We start from the raw sequence: 14998 nt of genomic DNA, 5'->3' as shown, positions 1-14998 counted from the left end.
GCGTCACACCACCGGCGACACCGGCACCCCTCCCGCCACCGCCCCCAGCAGCGTCAGCCGGACGTCTCCGGGGCCGGAGGCGGTGGTCCCGTCGGCCAGGACCGCCAGGGCCAGGGTGTTGGTGCCCCGGGTGCGCAGGATCCCGTTCGGCAGGACGAAGGTGTGCTGCGGGCCCACGTCGTTGACGTACTGGCCCATGTTCCAGCCGTTGAGGAAGATCTGGACGCGGTAGGCGCGGGCCGGGTCGTCGTCGAGGTCGAGCCCGATCGAGGCGTCGACGCCCGCCGGGACGGTGAGCCCGAAACTGGTCCGGTACCAGGTCACGCCCTGCCGCCGGTCCGCACGGGGCAGCGCGACGGCCTCCCAGCCGCGGTCCGGGTGCCCCGGCAGATGCCAGCCCTTACGTTCCCCGTACAGCCCGCCGTTGTTCAGCGGCCCCCGTAGGGAATCGGGCGCCGCCGTACCCTGAATGCGCCAGCCGACCCTGGGTGAGGCCCCCTTGAAGGACACCGCCGTCAGCCCCCGCGCCACCTTGTGCGTGTCGAGCGCCTTGCCGTCCTGGTCGTGCTGCATCCGCCGCACCAGCACGGACAGCACATGCGCGCCCGCGGTACGCAGCTTCGTGGGCACGGCGAAGACGGCCTCGGCCGTCCAACTTCCCTGCCGGATCGTGCTGTTGTCGGGCACCGGCATCCGGTGCGTGCCCAGCGGCTTCCCGTCCAGCCACGCCATCAGCAGCCCCTGGGTGCCCGTGCTGTAGGCGAGGGACACCGACTGCGCGCCGCGCGCGTCCGTGAAGCGCCCCCGGTACCAGACGTCGCCGTAGTGGAAGCCGTAGTCGTCCGCGAACAACACCGGCTGCCCGGCGGGCACGGGCGTCGTGCTGAACGACGACTTCCGGTCGGCCCGCGGCCACCGCGAGTCGTCGAATCCGGGCGCGGACTCCGGGTTCTCCACCCGCCGGCGCCAGCCACCGCGCAGCGCGGGCAGCGTCACCCTCCCCACACCGGGCAGCCGCCGGACCGCCCGCAGACTGCCGGAGGCGGTGGCCCGGGTCTCCACCGCGCGCCCGTTCCAGGTCACGTCACGGATCCCGCGCGGCGCCCACACCTCCACATCGGCGGCCCTGACCGTGTCCCCGGTGAGGCGCACGGCCGCACCGCCCGGCGACGCGGTCCGCAGCAGCGCCGGGCCGTACACGAGCACCGGGCCCGAGGAGGTCCGGCGCGGCCACAGCCGCAGGGAGGTGTCGTCGTCGGCGAGCAGGAGCAGCAACGGCACATCGGCCCCACCGCCCGTCACCATCACCCGGGTCAGTCCGTCGAGTTCGGCATCGACGCGCAGCTCGCCGTCGCCGTACGTGGACGAGGCCCTGCCCTCCAGCACGGTCACCGTCGGCCGGCCCGAGCACTCCAGCACGGTCCGGGTCGCCTCCCCGGTCCGCCCGGTCAGTACGGCGATGTCCTGCCGCCCGACGGTCAGCGCCAGCATGGGCTGCGCGGTGGAGTGCCGCAGCGTGCGCCGCCCCAGGGCGAGCCCGGTGGCGAGGAGACGCGCGTCGCGGGCCGGGACGGTCACGCGGAGGTCGGTGCCGGCGGCGGGCACGGAGGAGGTGACCGTCGCGTCGGTGTCGTTGCGCAGGATGTGCACGTGGGCGCCGGTGTCGGGGTTGGTGAGGTGGTACACCGTCAGCCCGGCCGCCTCGACGTCCGCCGCCCGGTCCAGCCTGGCGAAGTCCGGCACGTACTGGAGGAGATGCCCGAGCTGGTGCATGGGGACCAGCTTGGCGGTCGGGTTGCGGGCCTCGTCGAAGGCGGCCCCGTAGTCGTACGAGGTGTAGACGACCGGCGCGGGCAGCCAGCCCCACGAGGTGCCGCCGAAAGTCATGTACACGTTGTGGAGGGTGATCCCGTTGGCGAGGTTGGTGAGGTAGAAGCGCCGCTCGTACGCCGCGTCCCGGGTCCGGCGTGACTCCGCGTACCCCTTCCCCTTGAACCACACCCCGCCCCACGGATCGAACCAGCCGCCCCCGAACTCCGGCACGAACCCGGGGGTCCAGGGACTGGCGGTGGCCCCGCCCTTCAGCCCTCCGCTCCCGAAGTGGCCCCAGTCCGGCGGGAGGTGAGCGGGTGACGGATATCCGTCGAAGCCGTAGAGCCAGCGCCCCTTCTCGCCGCCGGTGTCGAAGGTCCCGGGGGTCCAGTACCCGTTCCGTCCCTTGTCGTTGTGGAACAGCGGCACGTCGATGCCGTCGCGCCGCACCTTCCGGTACAGGTGGGACATGTAGGCGCGCCCGGTCGGCTCGGTGACATGGGCGTCGTACTCGTTCTCGATCTGGTAGAGCAGGATCGTGCCGGAGCCGTCGGTGTACTGGTGCCGGGCGGCGATCCGGTTCACCGCGGTCAGCCACGCGTCGACGTGCCGCAGATAGGTCGGGTGGGCGGTCCGGGCGGTGCCCTCGGTGACCGTCAGCCAGCCGGGGAAACCGCCGCCGTCGACCTCGGCGTTGATGTAGGGCCCCGGGCGGAGGATGACGTACAGGCCGGTCTCGGCGGCCATCCGCAGGAACAGGTCCAGGTCCCGGACGCCGGTGAAGTCGTGGTGGCCGGGGGCGGGGGAGTGGTAGTTCCAGGCGACGTAGACGCTGACGGCGTTGTAGCCGTGCGCGCGCATCTTCTGGAGTACGTCCCGCCACAGGGAGGGGCTCGGCAGCCGGAAGGGATGCATCTCGCCGGACCACACGACCAGCCGCTTCCCGTCCACGAGCAGGGAGTGGCGGTCGAAGCCGATCGTGTGCCGCTCGCCGTCGGCGCCGGGCGGCCCCGGCGGCGGACCCGTGGGCGCGGCGTGGGCGGCGTAGGCGCGGGTCGCCCCGCCGCTGCCGGTGAGCGCGAGACCGAGGGCCGCGGTGCCGGCGAGGGAGCTGAAGGTACGTCGGGTGAGCGGCAAGTCGGCCTCCCGTGACCAGGTCGTCCGGCGGCGCCCGTGCGGGGCCGCGTGCCGGTCATTCTGTACACCGGGACACCTCACAATGGGGACATGAGGATCTCGGCACGGGCGGATTACGCGGTACGGGCGGTTCTCGAGCTCGCCCTGCGGCAGGGCGGGGACCCGGTGAAGGCGGAGACCGTCGCCGCCGCGCAGGACATCCCGCACAAGTTCCTCGAGGGCATCCTCGGCGACCTGCGGCGCGGCGGGATCGTCGAGAGCCGGCGCGGCGGGGGCGGCGGTTACCGGCTCGCCCGGGACGCCTCGGCGATCACGGTCGCGGATGTGATCCGCGCGGTCGACGGCCCGATCGTGTCGGTACGCGGGGAGCGCCCGACCGGCCTCGCCTACACCGGTTCCGCACAGCCGCTGCTGCCCCTGTGGATCGCGCTGCGGGCCAACGTGCGCAAGATCCTGGAGGGCGTCACGGTCGCCGACATCGCGGCGGACGCCCTGCCGGAGCCGGTACGGCAACTGGCGGCGGAGCCGACGGCGTGGGAGAACCCGTAGCCACGCCGCGCCGGTGTCTCCTGTGAGGCATCCTCATCGCACGCTCAGGCTGTCCTCAGCTTTCCGGTCTAGCGTCGCCTCCCGTTCATCCCTACCTGACCGGTGGGAAAGACAGGGAAGACGGGACGCACCACATGCGCACGCTGATACTGCTCGCCCTCGCGGGCCTCGGGGCCCAGCTCGTGGACGGCAGCCTCGGCATGGCCTACGGGGTGACCTCGACGACGCTGCTGCTGGCCATGGGCACCAACCCGGCCGCCGCCTCGGCCACGGTCCACCTCGCCGAGATCGGCACCACGCTGATGTCGGGCGCCTCGCACTGGCGCTTCGGCAACGTGGACTGGAAGGTCGTCGTGAAGATCGGCGTCCCGGGAGCGGTGGGCTCCTTCCTGGGCGCGACGGTCCTGTCGAAGCTCTCCACCGAGGTCGCGGCGCCGGCGATGTCCCTGATCCTGCTCGGCCTCGGCCTGTACGTCATGTCCCGCTTCACCTTCCGGGGCCTGCCCAAGGACCGCCTGGGCCAGCCGCTGAGCCGGCGCTTCCTCACCCCGCTGGGCCTGGTCGCCGGCTTCCTCGACGCCACCGGCGGGGGCGGCTGGGGCCCGGTCGGCACGCCCGCGCTGCTGGCCGACGGCCGTATGGAGCCGCGCAAGGTGATCGGCTCGATCGACACCAGCGAGTTCCTGGTCGCGATCGCCGCGAGCCTCGGCTTCCTGTTCTCCCTCGGCTCCCAGGGCCTGGAGTGGACCTGGGTCCTCGCCTTCCTCCTCGGCGGTCTGGTCGCCGCCCCGGTCGCCGCCTGGCTGGTCCGCCTGCTCCCGCCGCGCGTCCTCGGCTCGGCGGTCGGTGGCGTCATCGTCGTCACCAACGTCCGGACGCTCCTGAAGAGCGACTGGAGCGCGGCGTCGGGCGCGGTGAGCACGGTGGTGTACGTCGTGCTGTACGCGGCGTGGGCCGGGGCGCTGGCGTACTCGGTCCGGGCGCATCTGCGGGAGAAGACGGCGGAGACCGAGCCGGAGCGGGAGCCGGTCGCGGCCTGAGCCGGTGCGCGGTCAGGTCGAGAGAACGAATGCCAGGAGGCACATGACGCCGACCGAGACATACATGATCACCTGGTACCGCACGGGGTATGCGTAGGTATCCCGTTTCACCCCTCGGCGCCATTCGTCACCGTATTCCAGGAACAGTTTCCTGGGCGGAATCAGACCGATTGCCAGGCCGGTCCACACAAAGGAGTACATGACCAGCATCTGCCGGGCATTCCAGTGTTCGGGCTGGACGGCGCCCACTGCGATCATTCCGAGGCAGCATGCGACGGAAACGACGAGAACCACGATCGTCAGTTTGCGGACCTTCATCGACCTGTCTATGGCGAAGCAGAGGACGAAGGTGGCGAAAGCCGCCATGAGCAACAGGTAGGCGAGGGGAAGCTGTGCGAGCACGGCGGTCCTTTCGGCAGCGCCCGAGGGCCGACGGAACGTACGCCGCCGGCCCCCGGTGCGAAACCCGCATGGTATCGACTCAGAACAGGGACCCCAGCACGCCGGTGACCGGCGATATGAGGTCGTGGCCGAACTGCGTGACCTTCGTGGCGACCGTGCCGCCCCCGAGCGCACCGATCCACTTGGACTGGCCGAAGGTGAGCACACCCAGGGCGGCACTTCCGAGGGACGACTTGAACTCGCTGCTCGACCAGCCGTAGCCGATTCCGGTGAACAGCACGTTGAGTCCGGAGAACGCCAGGGAGGTGTACGCGAAGCCGGCCGCGAGGGATTCGATGAACGGCACCGCGGGCGGGAAGATGAAGCCGGCCGCCAGGCCGACGAGGCCGGTGAAGGCGGAGGCGAACCCGAAACCGATGCTGAGCCAGTTGGTGGCGTTCGCCAGCCACCGAGCGTCCTCCTTCCACCAGGGAAGGCCGCCCTTGACGGTGTCGTTGTCCGTCGTGTCGGCCGGGTTGGTGCCGGCCTCCTTGGCCTTGCGCGCTTCCTCGGCCGCCTTCTTGGCCGCCTCCGCGATCTCGGCCTTCCGCTTGGCCGTGGCGATCTGGTGCGCCTGGCTCGCGGCCGCCGCCGCCGTCTTCGCGTCCTGGCCCGCCTGAACGGCGGAGGCGTGGGCCGAAGCGGCCGACGCCTGGGCCGCGTTGGCGGAGGCCACCGCGCGACGGGCGGCGTCCACGGCACGGTTGGCGGAGTAGTTGGCCGAGCGCGCGGCCGACCGAGCGGTGCTGGCGGCCTGCTTCGCCTTGTCGGCCGAGGCCTGCGCGTCCTTGGCCGACTGCTCGGCGGCGTCCGCGTTCGCGTCCGCCTGGGTGGCCGAGGTGGCGGCCTGCGCGGCCCAGTCGTTCGCCTTGTCCGACCACTCCAGCGCCTCCGCCGCCGCGTTGCGCGCCGTCGCCGCCGCCTGCTGCGCACGGGCCGCGGTTTCCTGCGCCTTCTGCGCGATCTTCGCGGACGCGGCGATCGCGCCCTGTATGCCGGCGATGTGGGTGGCGGAGTCGTAGTCGAGCTGCGCGGTCTTGTACTGGGCCGAGGCGATGAAGTTGCGGCGCATCCACGCCGGGCCCTCCATCGCGGCCTGGGCGTGGGCCTGGGTGTACGGGCCGGCGTTCGCGATGAGGGTGGCGGTGGCGACCGCGTCGTCCTCCTGCTGCGCAGCCTCGTACGTGACGCTGAGGAACTCGTAGAGGGCTTCGGCGGTTCCGGCGTCCAGCGCCGCGTTCGCCGCCTTCTTCACCGCGCTGCCGGGGTCGTTGGCCAGGACCCGGGCGACCGCGACGCGGTTGTCCGTCGCGGCGGCCTCGATGACGCTGTCGGCGAGGAACTGCGTGGCGGCGTCCGTGGCGTCGCCCGCCAGCGCGGCGGTCGCGGCGTCCGCGACGTCCGGGGTGGAGATCTGGGCCAGGTACAGGACGGTCTCCCGGTCGTCCTGTCCCTGCGCGATCTGCCGGTCGGTGTCGATCCAGCCGTGGACGTCGGCGTCCGCCCCGGACAGGGCGAACCGGGCGGCCTCGCACGACCAGGAGCCGCGGGAGCTCATCAGGGCGATGGCCGCCTTGCGCCCGAGGGTGGCGGCAAGGCCCGTGTCGCCCGCGCTCAGTGCCGACTCGGCCTGGGAGATGAGGTCCTTCGTGGCCTGTTCGGCCTGCTCCGCCTGGGTACGCTTCTCGGCGAGTTCCGCCTTCTCCTGCTCTTCGATCTGCGCGAGCAGGCGGGTCTCCTCGATCGCCTGCTTCATGTCCTCGTCCAGGCGCTGCCACTCGGCCTCCCGCGCCTGCTTCTCCACGTCGATCGCATGATTGACCGCGTCGGTGGCGGTGTTCGCCGCCTCGGTGGCCGCGTTGGCGAACTCGGTCGACTTCTTGGCGTACTCGACGGCCTGGCCCGCGTACTGGGCGGCCCACTCGGCGGCCGTCGCCGCGTTGTCCGCGTGGTCGGCCGCGCTGTTCGCGGCGTCGCGCGCGGTACGGGCGGCCGCGGCTGCCGTGTTCGCCAGCGCCTGTGCCGTCCCGGCGGCGTTCGTGGCGATCGAGGCGTTGCTGCTCGCGATCTGCGCCTGCCGCTTGGCCTCCGCGGCCTCCGCCTGCGCCTTGCCGGCGGCGGAGGCCGCCGTGGCGGAAGCACTCGCGGCAGCGGCGGCGTTACGGGCCGCCGAGGCGGCGGCGGACCCGGCGTTGGCGGCGGCCGCCGAGGAAGTGGCGGCCGCGTCGGCGGCCTTCGCCGCGCTACGGGCCTTGGCCGCGGCGTTGCGGGCGGCGACGGCGGCGTTCTTGGCGGCGGATGCCTGGGAGGCGTCCTTGGACGCGGCGATGGCGGCGTTGTACGCCTTGGCGGCGGCGGATCCGGCGGTGGCCGCGGCCTGGCTCGCGGCGGTGGCGGCGTAGGCGGCGCGGCGGGACGCCTGCACGGCGGCGTGGGAGGCGCTGATGGCGACCCGGGCCGAGTCGGCCGCACCCGTCGCGGCCTCGGCCGCCTTACGGGCTGCCTTGCCGGACTTGATCACGTCGTCCTGGGCGGCCTGGGCCTCGGCCGCGGCGGTCTCCGCCGCTTCCTTGGCCTTCTCGGCGGCCTCCACGGCGCGGGCGGAGGCCTCCTCGGCCTGCTTCGTCTTCGCGTCGGCCTTCTTGCCCTCGCGTTCGACGACCGCGACGAGTTCCTCGATCGTCGCGGACTCCTGGTCGCGGGCGCGGGCGATGTGCTGACCGGTGTCGAGGAACCACTCGACGTCGGCCTCGGTCCCGTCCAGGGCCCGGGACGCGTACGTCTGCACCTCCGGGCCGGCCATCACCATGAGCTTGGCCACCTCGATGCGCATGTCCTCCAGACGGCCCGTGTACTGGTCCTCGTTGAGGAACTGCTCCAACGCGGCCTGGGTGCCCGCGCTCAGGGCGGCGTCGCCGTAGCGGCGAACGCCCTTGTCGCCCACGGCCATCACGGTCGCGGTGGCGACGTTCAGGTCTTCCAGGATGGCGGTCTTGAAGCCGCCCGCGAGGTAGTCGGCGATGGTGGCGTCACCGCCGTCGAGCGCCGCGGCGGCCTCGCGCCGGGTGCCCTTTCCGCCGCCGGCGAGGGAGGTGACGATGGCGACGCGGTTGTCCTCCGCCGTGGCCTTGGGGAGGTCGACGGTCAGGAAGGTCTGGACGTCGGTGTCGGAGCCGATCAGCGCCGTCTCCGCCGCGGCGCGGACGGCCTTGCCGCCCAGCAGCCAGGCGTTGACGGCCTTCGCCCGGTCGGTGTCGGGCAGGGTGAACGGGTCACCTTCGTCGATGTCGTCCGGCGGGGTGACCGCGGCTACGGCGGCCGTGGAACCGAGAACGAGGCTCGAGGTGGCGGCGACGGCCGTGGTGGCCGCGAGGGCGCCGAGAACGCGCCGTCTGCTCCAGTAGGTCGTGTTCAGATGGTTCGTGTTCAAAGTGGTCCTTCGGGATCGGAGGGATCGGCGCCCGGCGGTGGGCACGGCTGGTGGCACACCGGCGGACGGAGTGTGGGGGTCGGCTGCGCCTTTGTCCGGCGCGGGAGTTCAGTGGATCGGTGGCGGATCGGCGGCGGATCCGCGGTCGTCGGATCGCCATGCCGAAGGCCTGCCCTGACAGGCAGGCCGTTCAGGGCCTTCGGGCTGTTCAGGCCGGGCTGGTAGGTCGTCACCGTCGCCCCCTGCCGCCCACGGCGTTCGACGACGGCAGGGCGTGTACGGCGCCGCGCTCGGCGGGGTCGTACGGCATGCCGATCCACCGGTACGTGGGCGTGGCCTTCAGGTAGTTGCCCACGAGCCGTGAGGCGCCCAGGGGGCCCGGGGGGCCGCTCGGGCACGGCGCTCAGCGCGAGTGGTGCGGCCCTGCGGCACAACTGGCCGGGCCAGGGCGGCTGTTGCCGCGGCGCTCGGAAGGCGCCGCACGAGTCTTTTCCGGTCGGCCCTCGAAGGAGTCGCGGTATGAACACGTGCCTTCGTCACAGTCCTGATCACAGCCCTGGAGGTCGGATCGACGCGGGTGTGAAGGCCGCGGTTCACGGCGGCTGGAACGAGCGGAATCCCGGCGTGGAAAAACTGGCGTTAAGCAGCAAGATAAAACGTTATGCACGCGCACATTCATGAGCTCACCCCCCGCTGGCGGCCCTCGATACCCTGCATGAAGCAAACAGCCAAAAGGGACTTGGAAGCGCTTGCATCATGTACGGAAGTCCCTTTGGCTGCGCCATGAAATCTCATACCCCAGGCTTTGTCCATCGTGTAAACAGGTGCAAAGAAGGGCGTTCGGAACGGTCTTCGGTGTGGCGTGCGTCACGTTGCTGTGGATTTCCGCATTAATGGCCGAGCCATTTTGGGAGTCTATTACCTTCCTTGGTCTTGCGTATTCAAGGCGTGTTTCTACTGGCCGGCGTCCTGTCCGGCCGCCCGGTCGAGTGCCCGGGTCAGAGCGTTCTCGCCCTGCCCCAGCAGGGACTTCTCCAGACTGTGGTCGTCATGGCGGGATATCCGCTCGCCCTCGGCGAAGCCGTCGGTGCCGAGCACCTGGCCGCACCACTCCCCACGGCCGACCACATGGCCGTCGAACGGCACGACCGCGCCCTCCCCGAGGGACACCCAGCGATCCTCCTCCCAGCGCAGGGCGAGGATGTAGGTGTGGCCGGGTACGACGCGCGGGGCATCGCCGGTCAGGTCGTCGACACGGGTCGTGCCGTCGGAGCGGAGAACCTTCCAGCCGGGGGCGACGTAGTCGACGGTGGGGCCGGGGGAGGGGTGGGTGCGTCGGCGGGAGGTGAACGCGACGGATTCGCGGGTCAGTTCCACGGTGCGCTCCAGCTGGTACCGGTACGCCCCGGCTGTCAGCTCCTGCCGGTCGCTCTCCCGCTCCCGTACCGCGCGTCCGACGATCACGACATCGGCGTTGCGCACCCAGTCCTGCGCGGTTTCGGACGGATGCCGATTGACCGGAAGGCCACACCCGTTGACGGTGTCCAGGCCCTGCCAGCCGACCAGTACGCCGGCGACGACACCGACGGCGGCGAGCACCGCGACGGCCGGGCGGCCTGCCGTCCGGGCGAGTAAGGGGTTTCTGCGCATCTGTTGATCTTGAACGGATCGAAGTCGTACGGCCGTGGCGGAAGCCACACCTCCGGTCACAGCCGTGTCACAGGCGGGCGTTCCGGATGGCCGGAGTTGGGCCTGACCGCTCCGACCGGGGCCGCCTACGATGCGACCGCTCCCGAACTTCTTCACGGTGTTCTCATCATTTCTCCACAGATCGGGAGTGTGAGTGCCACCCCCCACTGAGTGACCGAACGATTGGGAGAACCATGTCTGTTGGACTCCTCCTGAGTGGAGCGGCCGCCGCCGCTCTGCTCACCTCGGCGCTGCCCGCGCAGGGCCCGTCCTCCGGGTTCGAGGACCCGCCCCCGGACAAGATCGTCATCAAGGTCGCCACGGTGAACGGCTCCGGCTGTCCTCAGGGCACCACCGCCGTCGCCGTCTCCGAGGACAACACCGCGTTCACGGTGACCTACAGCGCCTACCTCGCCCAGGCCGGCGGCAACTCCGACCCCACGGCGTTCCGCAAGAACTGCCAGCTCAACCTGCTCGTCCACGTCCCACAGGGCTTCACGTACGCCATCGCCAGCGCCGACTACCGCGGCTTCGCCGCGCTCCAGCCCGGCGCGAGCGGCACACAGCGGGCCTCGTACTACTTCCAGGGCTCTCCGAACACGGCGTACCGCAACCACCCGTACAACGGCCCCTACGACGACAACTGGCAGGCCACCGACACCACCGACTGGGCCCAACTGGTCTGGGCACCCTGTGGAGTCCAGCGCAACTTCAACATCAACACCGAACTCCGGGTCAACACGGGCAGCTCCGCACCCGGCAAGGTCAGCTTCATGACGATGGACTCGACCGACGGAGACATCAGCACGGTGTACCACCTGGCGTGGAAGGAGTGCCCGGAGTCCTGAGGCGCCTGCACTTCTGAGGCGGGCGTGCCCTGGTCGGCCGGTGGGGACGCCTGTTGCGTCGGCACCGTCGGGGCTGCCCGCTTCTTTGCAGTGTCGTGCTTCCACGAGCCGAGTAAAGGGCGCTCCGCTGTCGCTGCGCGTCGCCTCCGGCGATGGCCCTGCGGGCCACCCTTGACTCGGCTCGCTCCAGCACGGGTGAGAAGCGAGCGAGCGGCCCGGAAAGACGGGTGGCCGAACGGGGTTTGCGTCTCGGGTCGGCTGGACGGTGGCCCGGGGCCGACGGACGCGCCGACGGCGCGGGGGCACGCCGGGCGGGCTCAGCGGCTTACGGCCGGTGGGGGCGGCGCATCGGCAGAGTGGCGGCACGGCGGGCGGGCTCAGCGGCTTACGGCCGGGGGCGGCGCGCCGCGAGGTTGAGGGTGCGCCGGGTGAGCCGAACGGCTTGCGGGAGGCGTGGGCGGCGCGCCAGCAGAGTGGGGGTGCGCCGGGCGGGCTCAGCGGCTTGCGGCGGGGGGTGCTGCGGGGCGCACCAGCGAGGCGGGACGCACCAGGGAGGCGGGGCACCCTGGGGCGGTTTGGCGGCTTGCGCCAGGTGAGAGCGGCACACCAGCCATCCGCTGACGGCGAATGCACGCTCTGCCGATCGAGGGCCGGCTAGCCCTCCCGCGCCCACGGCCGCAGCTTCGCCGGATTGCGGACCGCCCAGATCCGGGTGACGCGCCCGTCGGAGACGTCGAACGAGGCTACGGTCAAGACGACGCCGGCACGCTGGGCCACCAAGCCCGGCACACCGTTGACCGACCGTTCCAGGAGTTCGAGTCCCGGAGCCTTATCGGCAATGGCGACCATGTACTGGGCGATGCGCGCGCCGCCCTCGACCGGGCGCAGGACGGTACCGACCATGCCGCCGCCGTCGGCTGTCATCACGGCGGCTGGGTTGAGGAGACCGACGAGGGCTGCGATGTCCTTGGTCTCCCATGCCTCTTTGACGTGCCTCACCACGTCGGCCTGGCCGGTTGCCGTCACCGGAGCGCGCTCGACGCTCACCCGCCGCCGGGCGGAGGCCGCCAACTGTTTGCAGGCCGCAGGGGTCCGGCCGAGAACGTCGGCGATCTCGGCGAACGGGTACCGGAAGACGTCGTGCAGGACGAACGCCACCCGCTCGGCGGGCGTCATCGACTCCAGGACGACGAGGAAGGCCATGGCCACCGACTCGTCCAGGACGATCTGGTCGGCGGGGTCTGCGGGGCCGGTGCGGTCGGCGCCGCCCACGTGGTCCCACTCGGTGCGGTCGGGCAGCGGCTCGGGCAGCCACGCGCCGACGTAGCGTTCACGGCGGGCCCGCGCCGAGCCGAGCAGGTCCAGGCAGATACGGCTGGTCACCGTCGTCAGCCAAGCGCCGGGGGACAGGATCTCCTCCTGCCGGCTTCGGGGCAGCGCGTACCAGCGTGCGTAGGCATCCTGTACGGCGTCCTCGGCCTCGTTCACCGAACCGAGCAACCGGTAGGCGACATTGATCAGTTGGCGTTGCTCGCCGGCTATCTCATCTGTGCTGCTCCCGACAGTCCCCATGCTTCCGGCCGCCCCCCGCCTTACCTTTCGCAGGCCCGCGTCGTCGGGCTGGTGAGACCTTATCGATCTACTGCCCGAGGGCAGAAAAGGGGACTGTGACATGGCCACTCAGGTGACGGCGACGGCGACGGCGAACGCACAGCGCAACTCCTCCTTCCTGAAGATCGCGATCGCCCTGCAGACCCTGACCATCTTCCTTCAGGCGGTCTCCGCCGGACTGCTGCTGACCTCGTCCTACGGAGAGACGCTGCACAGTGTCGGCGCCCGTGTGATGTACGGCGCGTCGATGCTGTACGTGCTCGCGGCGGTGCTGGCGTGGAAGCCGGGCGGCGGCTCGCCCCGGCCTGTCTGGCACGCGTCAGGTTTCCTCGTACTCGCCTCGTTCCAGGTCGTGCTCGGCATCGCGCACGTCCCGTCGGTCCATCTCCCCCTGGGTGTCTTGATGTTCGGCCTGAGTGTGCTGGCGCTGTCTCGACGCTGAGGTCCGACACGAGGCCCGCCGGTCGGGTCCATCGGTTCGGCCCAACGGCGTGCCACCCGCGAGGCCGGGACGCGAGTGAGTCCCTGATTGGTGGATGTGTTCCACCCCATGAGGGGAAAGCCCAGGTCGCCTGGCAGCCGATGAAACAGATCTACCAATCACCTCCCAAGACGTGATCGGTGAGGCTGATGTGACGGGTGAGGCGTCCAGCCACCAGGCGCACCACGGCGGGCAGGACCCGAAGGACCGCACGCACTACCCACCGGCCAACAGTCGCCAAACCGACCCAAGGCGCCCCGCCTCGCTGGTGCGTCCCGCAGCACCCCCGGCCGTAAGCCGCTGAGCCCGCCCGCCGTGCCGCCACTCTGCCGATGCGCCGCCCCCACCGGCCGTAAGCCGCTGAGCCCGCCCGGCGTGCCCCCGCGCCGTCGGCGCGTCCGTCGGCCCCGGGCCACCGTCCAGCCGACCCGAGACGCAAACCCCGTTCGGCCACCCGTCTTTCCGGGCCGCTCGCTCGCTTCTCACCCGTGCTGGAGCGAGCCGAGTCAAGGGTGGCCCGCAGGGCCATCGCCGGAGGCGACGCGCAGCGACAGCGGAGCGCCCTTTACTCGGCTCGTGGAAGCACGACACTGCAAAGAAGCGGGCAGCCCCGACGGTGCCGACGCAACAGGCGTCCCCACCGGCCGACCAGGGCGGTGCGGGTCCGGCGCATCGACGACCGGGCCGCGACCTTACGGGACTCCGCGGGTAACGGCACCGTCGCGGGCAACGTCACCGGCGCGCTGACCGACCTGTTCGACTCGGTCGCGCTGACGCTGATCGGCAGCGCGCACATGCTCTTCGCCGGCCGGGACGGCGCCCCGCCGGAGGCGGGCGCCGCCGAGCACGTGGTGGCGACGGTTACTTCACGGTGTACGTGAGGAAGTCGGTCCAAGCGGTAGGGGATACGGCGAGCTGCGGGCCGCTGGTGGTGGCGTTGCTGTTCTTGGAGTCACGGATGTGGACGGTTTCGGGGCGGGTGGCCACCTCGACGCAGTCGCCGTCGCCGCCGCTGCTGTAGCTGGACTTGAACCAGGCCAGTTCGGACGTGCTCATAGCGCTCCTCGCATCTGCTCCAACAGACCCTTGGAGTCCTCTGGCGTGAGGGCCTGCGAGCGCAGTTTTGCATACCGCTGATGGAGGACGCTGATCTCTTTCGGATCGGAGATGAACAGGCCGCCTCGCTGTCCCTCGCAGTAGGCGAACCACTTGTTCTCCGGTGTCTCCAGCAACTGAATGGGGCCGTCGAGTCCCGCATGTGACGCCCGCTCCGTCGGCATGACTTGGATCTCGAGGTTCCGCAGTGCAGCGAGCTTCAGCACGTGATCCAGCAGTCCCCGTGTGACGCCCGCCCCTCCCGTATGCCTTCGGAACAGGTGCTCTTCCAGGATGAAACCGAACGCCGTATTCGGCCGGTTTCGCAGCAAGTCCTGCCTTTCGGCCCGTGCCACCCACTGCGCCTCGATCTGCTCGTCGTCCAGGGGTGGCAGTTGCTCGGTGAACAGGGTTCGTGCATACGCCTCCGTCTGCAACAGCCCCGGAATCAACCGGCACTCATACGTGTACAACGTGATCGCCACCGACTCCATCCGCGCCCACTGCCGAAACCAAGCCGCCAGCCCCGGTTGCCGAGCCAGATGCGCCGCCGCCCTCCGTAACGCGCCGGTGTTCCCCAGCACCTCCTCCGCCCGTTCGATGAACGCCGGATCCGGCATCCGCCTGCCCAGCTCCACCGATGCGACCGTGTGTTTGGAGAACCGCACCAGCTCGGCGAACTCCTCCCTGCCGTAGCCAGCGTGCTCGCGCAACGCCTGTACGACCGCCCCGAACGTCCGCAGACTGTCCGAGCCCTCCGGCTCACCCGCCAACCCGTCGGCCACCATGGGGCACCTCCCGCACGCATGGTCACGGTCCGTCACGAGTACTGTCCAGTCCGTCACCGCGTACGCTGCCGCAGCGT

At 71.0% G+C, this 14998-nt stretch carries 13 protein-coding genes; 5 read left to right on the top strand and 8 right to left on the bottom strand.

What is annotated here, in order from left to right; translation table 11 throughout:
• Positions 1–3: 3 nt before the first annotated feature.
• Positions 4–2949, bottom strand: coding sequence for a beta-galactosidase (locus ACFY16_RS00170; protein ID WP_390644811.1), 2946 nt, complete (start codon positions 2947–2949; stop codon positions 4–6).
• 90 nt (positions 2950–3039) lie between these two features.
• Here ACFY16_RS00170 and ACFY16_RS00165 point away from each other — a divergent pair, with 90 nt between their 5' ends.
• Together ACFY16_RS00165 and ACFY16_RS00160 are read left to right on the top strand one after the other, a co-directional pair.
• Complete coding sequence (locus ACFY16_RS00165; RefSeq protein ID WP_390644810.1) at positions 3040–3498, top strand: RrF2 family transcriptional regulator; 459 nt, start codon at positions 3040–3042, stop codon at positions 3496–3498.
• Positions 3499–3632: 134 nt separating this feature from the next.
• Positions 3633–4538, top strand: a complete 906-nt coding sequence (locus ACFY16_RS00160; protein WP_390644809.1) for a sulfite exporter TauE/SafE family protein — start codon at positions 3633–3635, stop codon at positions 4536–4538.
• 12 nt (positions 4539–4550) lie between these two features.
• Here ACFY16_RS00160 and ACFY16_RS00155 read toward each other — a convergent pair whose 3' ends face one another.
• From ACFY16_RS00155 to ACFY16_RS00140, 4 genes are all read right to left on the bottom strand, one after another.
• Positions 4551–4940 carry a hypothetical protein gene (locus ACFY16_RS00155; RefSeq protein ID WP_390644808.1) on the bottom strand — a complete coding sequence of 130 codons (390 nt, stop codon included), beginning with the start codon at positions 4938–4940 and terminating at the stop codon, positions 4551–4553.
• A gap of 79 nt (positions 4941–5019) precedes the next feature.
• Positions 5020–8409, bottom strand: a complete 3390-nt coding sequence (locus tag ACFY16_RS00150) for a hypothetical protein (protein ID WP_390644807.1) — start codon at positions 8407–8409, stop codon at positions 5020–5022.
• A 229-nt stretch (positions 8410–8638) separates the two neighbouring features.
• Entirely contained in the window at positions 8639–8764 is a 126-nt protein-coding gene (locus ACFY16_RS00145; protein ID WP_390644806.1) for a hypothetical protein, read from the bottom strand.
• Positions 8765–9363: 599 nt separating this feature from the next.
• Complete coding sequence (locus ACFY16_RS00140) at positions 9364–10059, bottom strand: hypothetical protein (protein WP_390644805.1); 696 nt, start codon at positions 10057–10059, stop codon at positions 9364–9366.
• Between the two features lie 233 nt (positions 10060–10292).
• On the opposite strand from ACFY16_RS00140, the gene ACFY16_RS00135 reads away from it, so the two are divergent.
• On the top strand, positions 10293–10946 hold the full coding sequence (locus tag ACFY16_RS00135; RefSeq protein WP_390644804.1) for a DUF4360 domain-containing protein: 654 nt from the start codon (positions 10293–10295) through the stop codon (positions 10944–10946).
• A gap of 654 nt (positions 10947–11600) precedes the next feature.
• On the opposite strand, the gene sigJ is transcribed toward ACFY16_RS00135, so the two are convergent.
• Entirely contained in the window at positions 11601–12518 is a 918-nt protein-coding gene (gene sigJ, locus ACFY16_RS00130; RefSeq protein WP_390644803.1) for an RNA polymerase sigma factor SigJ, read from the bottom strand.
• Between the two features lie 100 nt (positions 12519–12618).
• Between sigJ and ACFY16_RS00125 the strand changes: the two genes are divergently transcribed.
• A complete protein-coding gene (locus tag ACFY16_RS00125; protein ID WP_390644802.1) occupies positions 12619–12999 on the top strand; it encodes a hypothetical protein in 381 nt (126 codons plus the stop codon).
• A 695-nt stretch (positions 13000–13694) separates the two neighbouring features.
• On the top strand, positions 13695–13919 hold the full coding sequence (locus ACFY16_RS00120; protein ID WP_390644801.1) for a hypothetical protein: 225 nt from the start codon (positions 13695–13697) through the stop codon (positions 13917–13919).
• Here the strand turns inward: ACFY16_RS00120 and ACFY16_RS00115 are convergent.
• Both ACFY16_RS00115 and ACFY16_RS00110 read right to left on the bottom strand, forming a co-directional pair.
• Positions 13900–14094 (bottom strand): DUF397 domain-containing protein, encoded by a 195-nt coding sequence (locus ACFY16_RS00115; protein ID WP_390644800.1) that lies wholly within the window; start codon positions 14092–14094, stop codon positions 13900–13902. The two genes, ACFY16_RS00120 and ACFY16_RS00115, sit on opposite strands and share 20 nt — an antisense overlap.
• On the bottom strand, positions 14091–14921 hold the full coding sequence (locus ACFY16_RS00110) for a Scr1 family TA system antitoxin-like transcriptional regulator (RefSeq protein WP_390644799.1): 831 nt from the start codon (positions 14919–14921) through the stop codon (positions 14091–14093). The genes ACFY16_RS00115 and ACFY16_RS00110 overlap by 4 nt, the downstream gene beginning before the upstream one ends.
• Positions 14922–14998: the final 77 nt, after the last annotated feature.

Origin of the sequence: Streptomyces sp. NPDC001315, assembly GCF_042896175.1 — a bacterium.
Lineage (GTDB): Bacteria > Actinomycetota > Actinomycetes > Streptomycetales > Streptomycetaceae > Streptomyces.
Note: the sequence above shows the minus strand (reverse complement) of the source record. Positions and strands in the feature narration are given on the sequence as shown.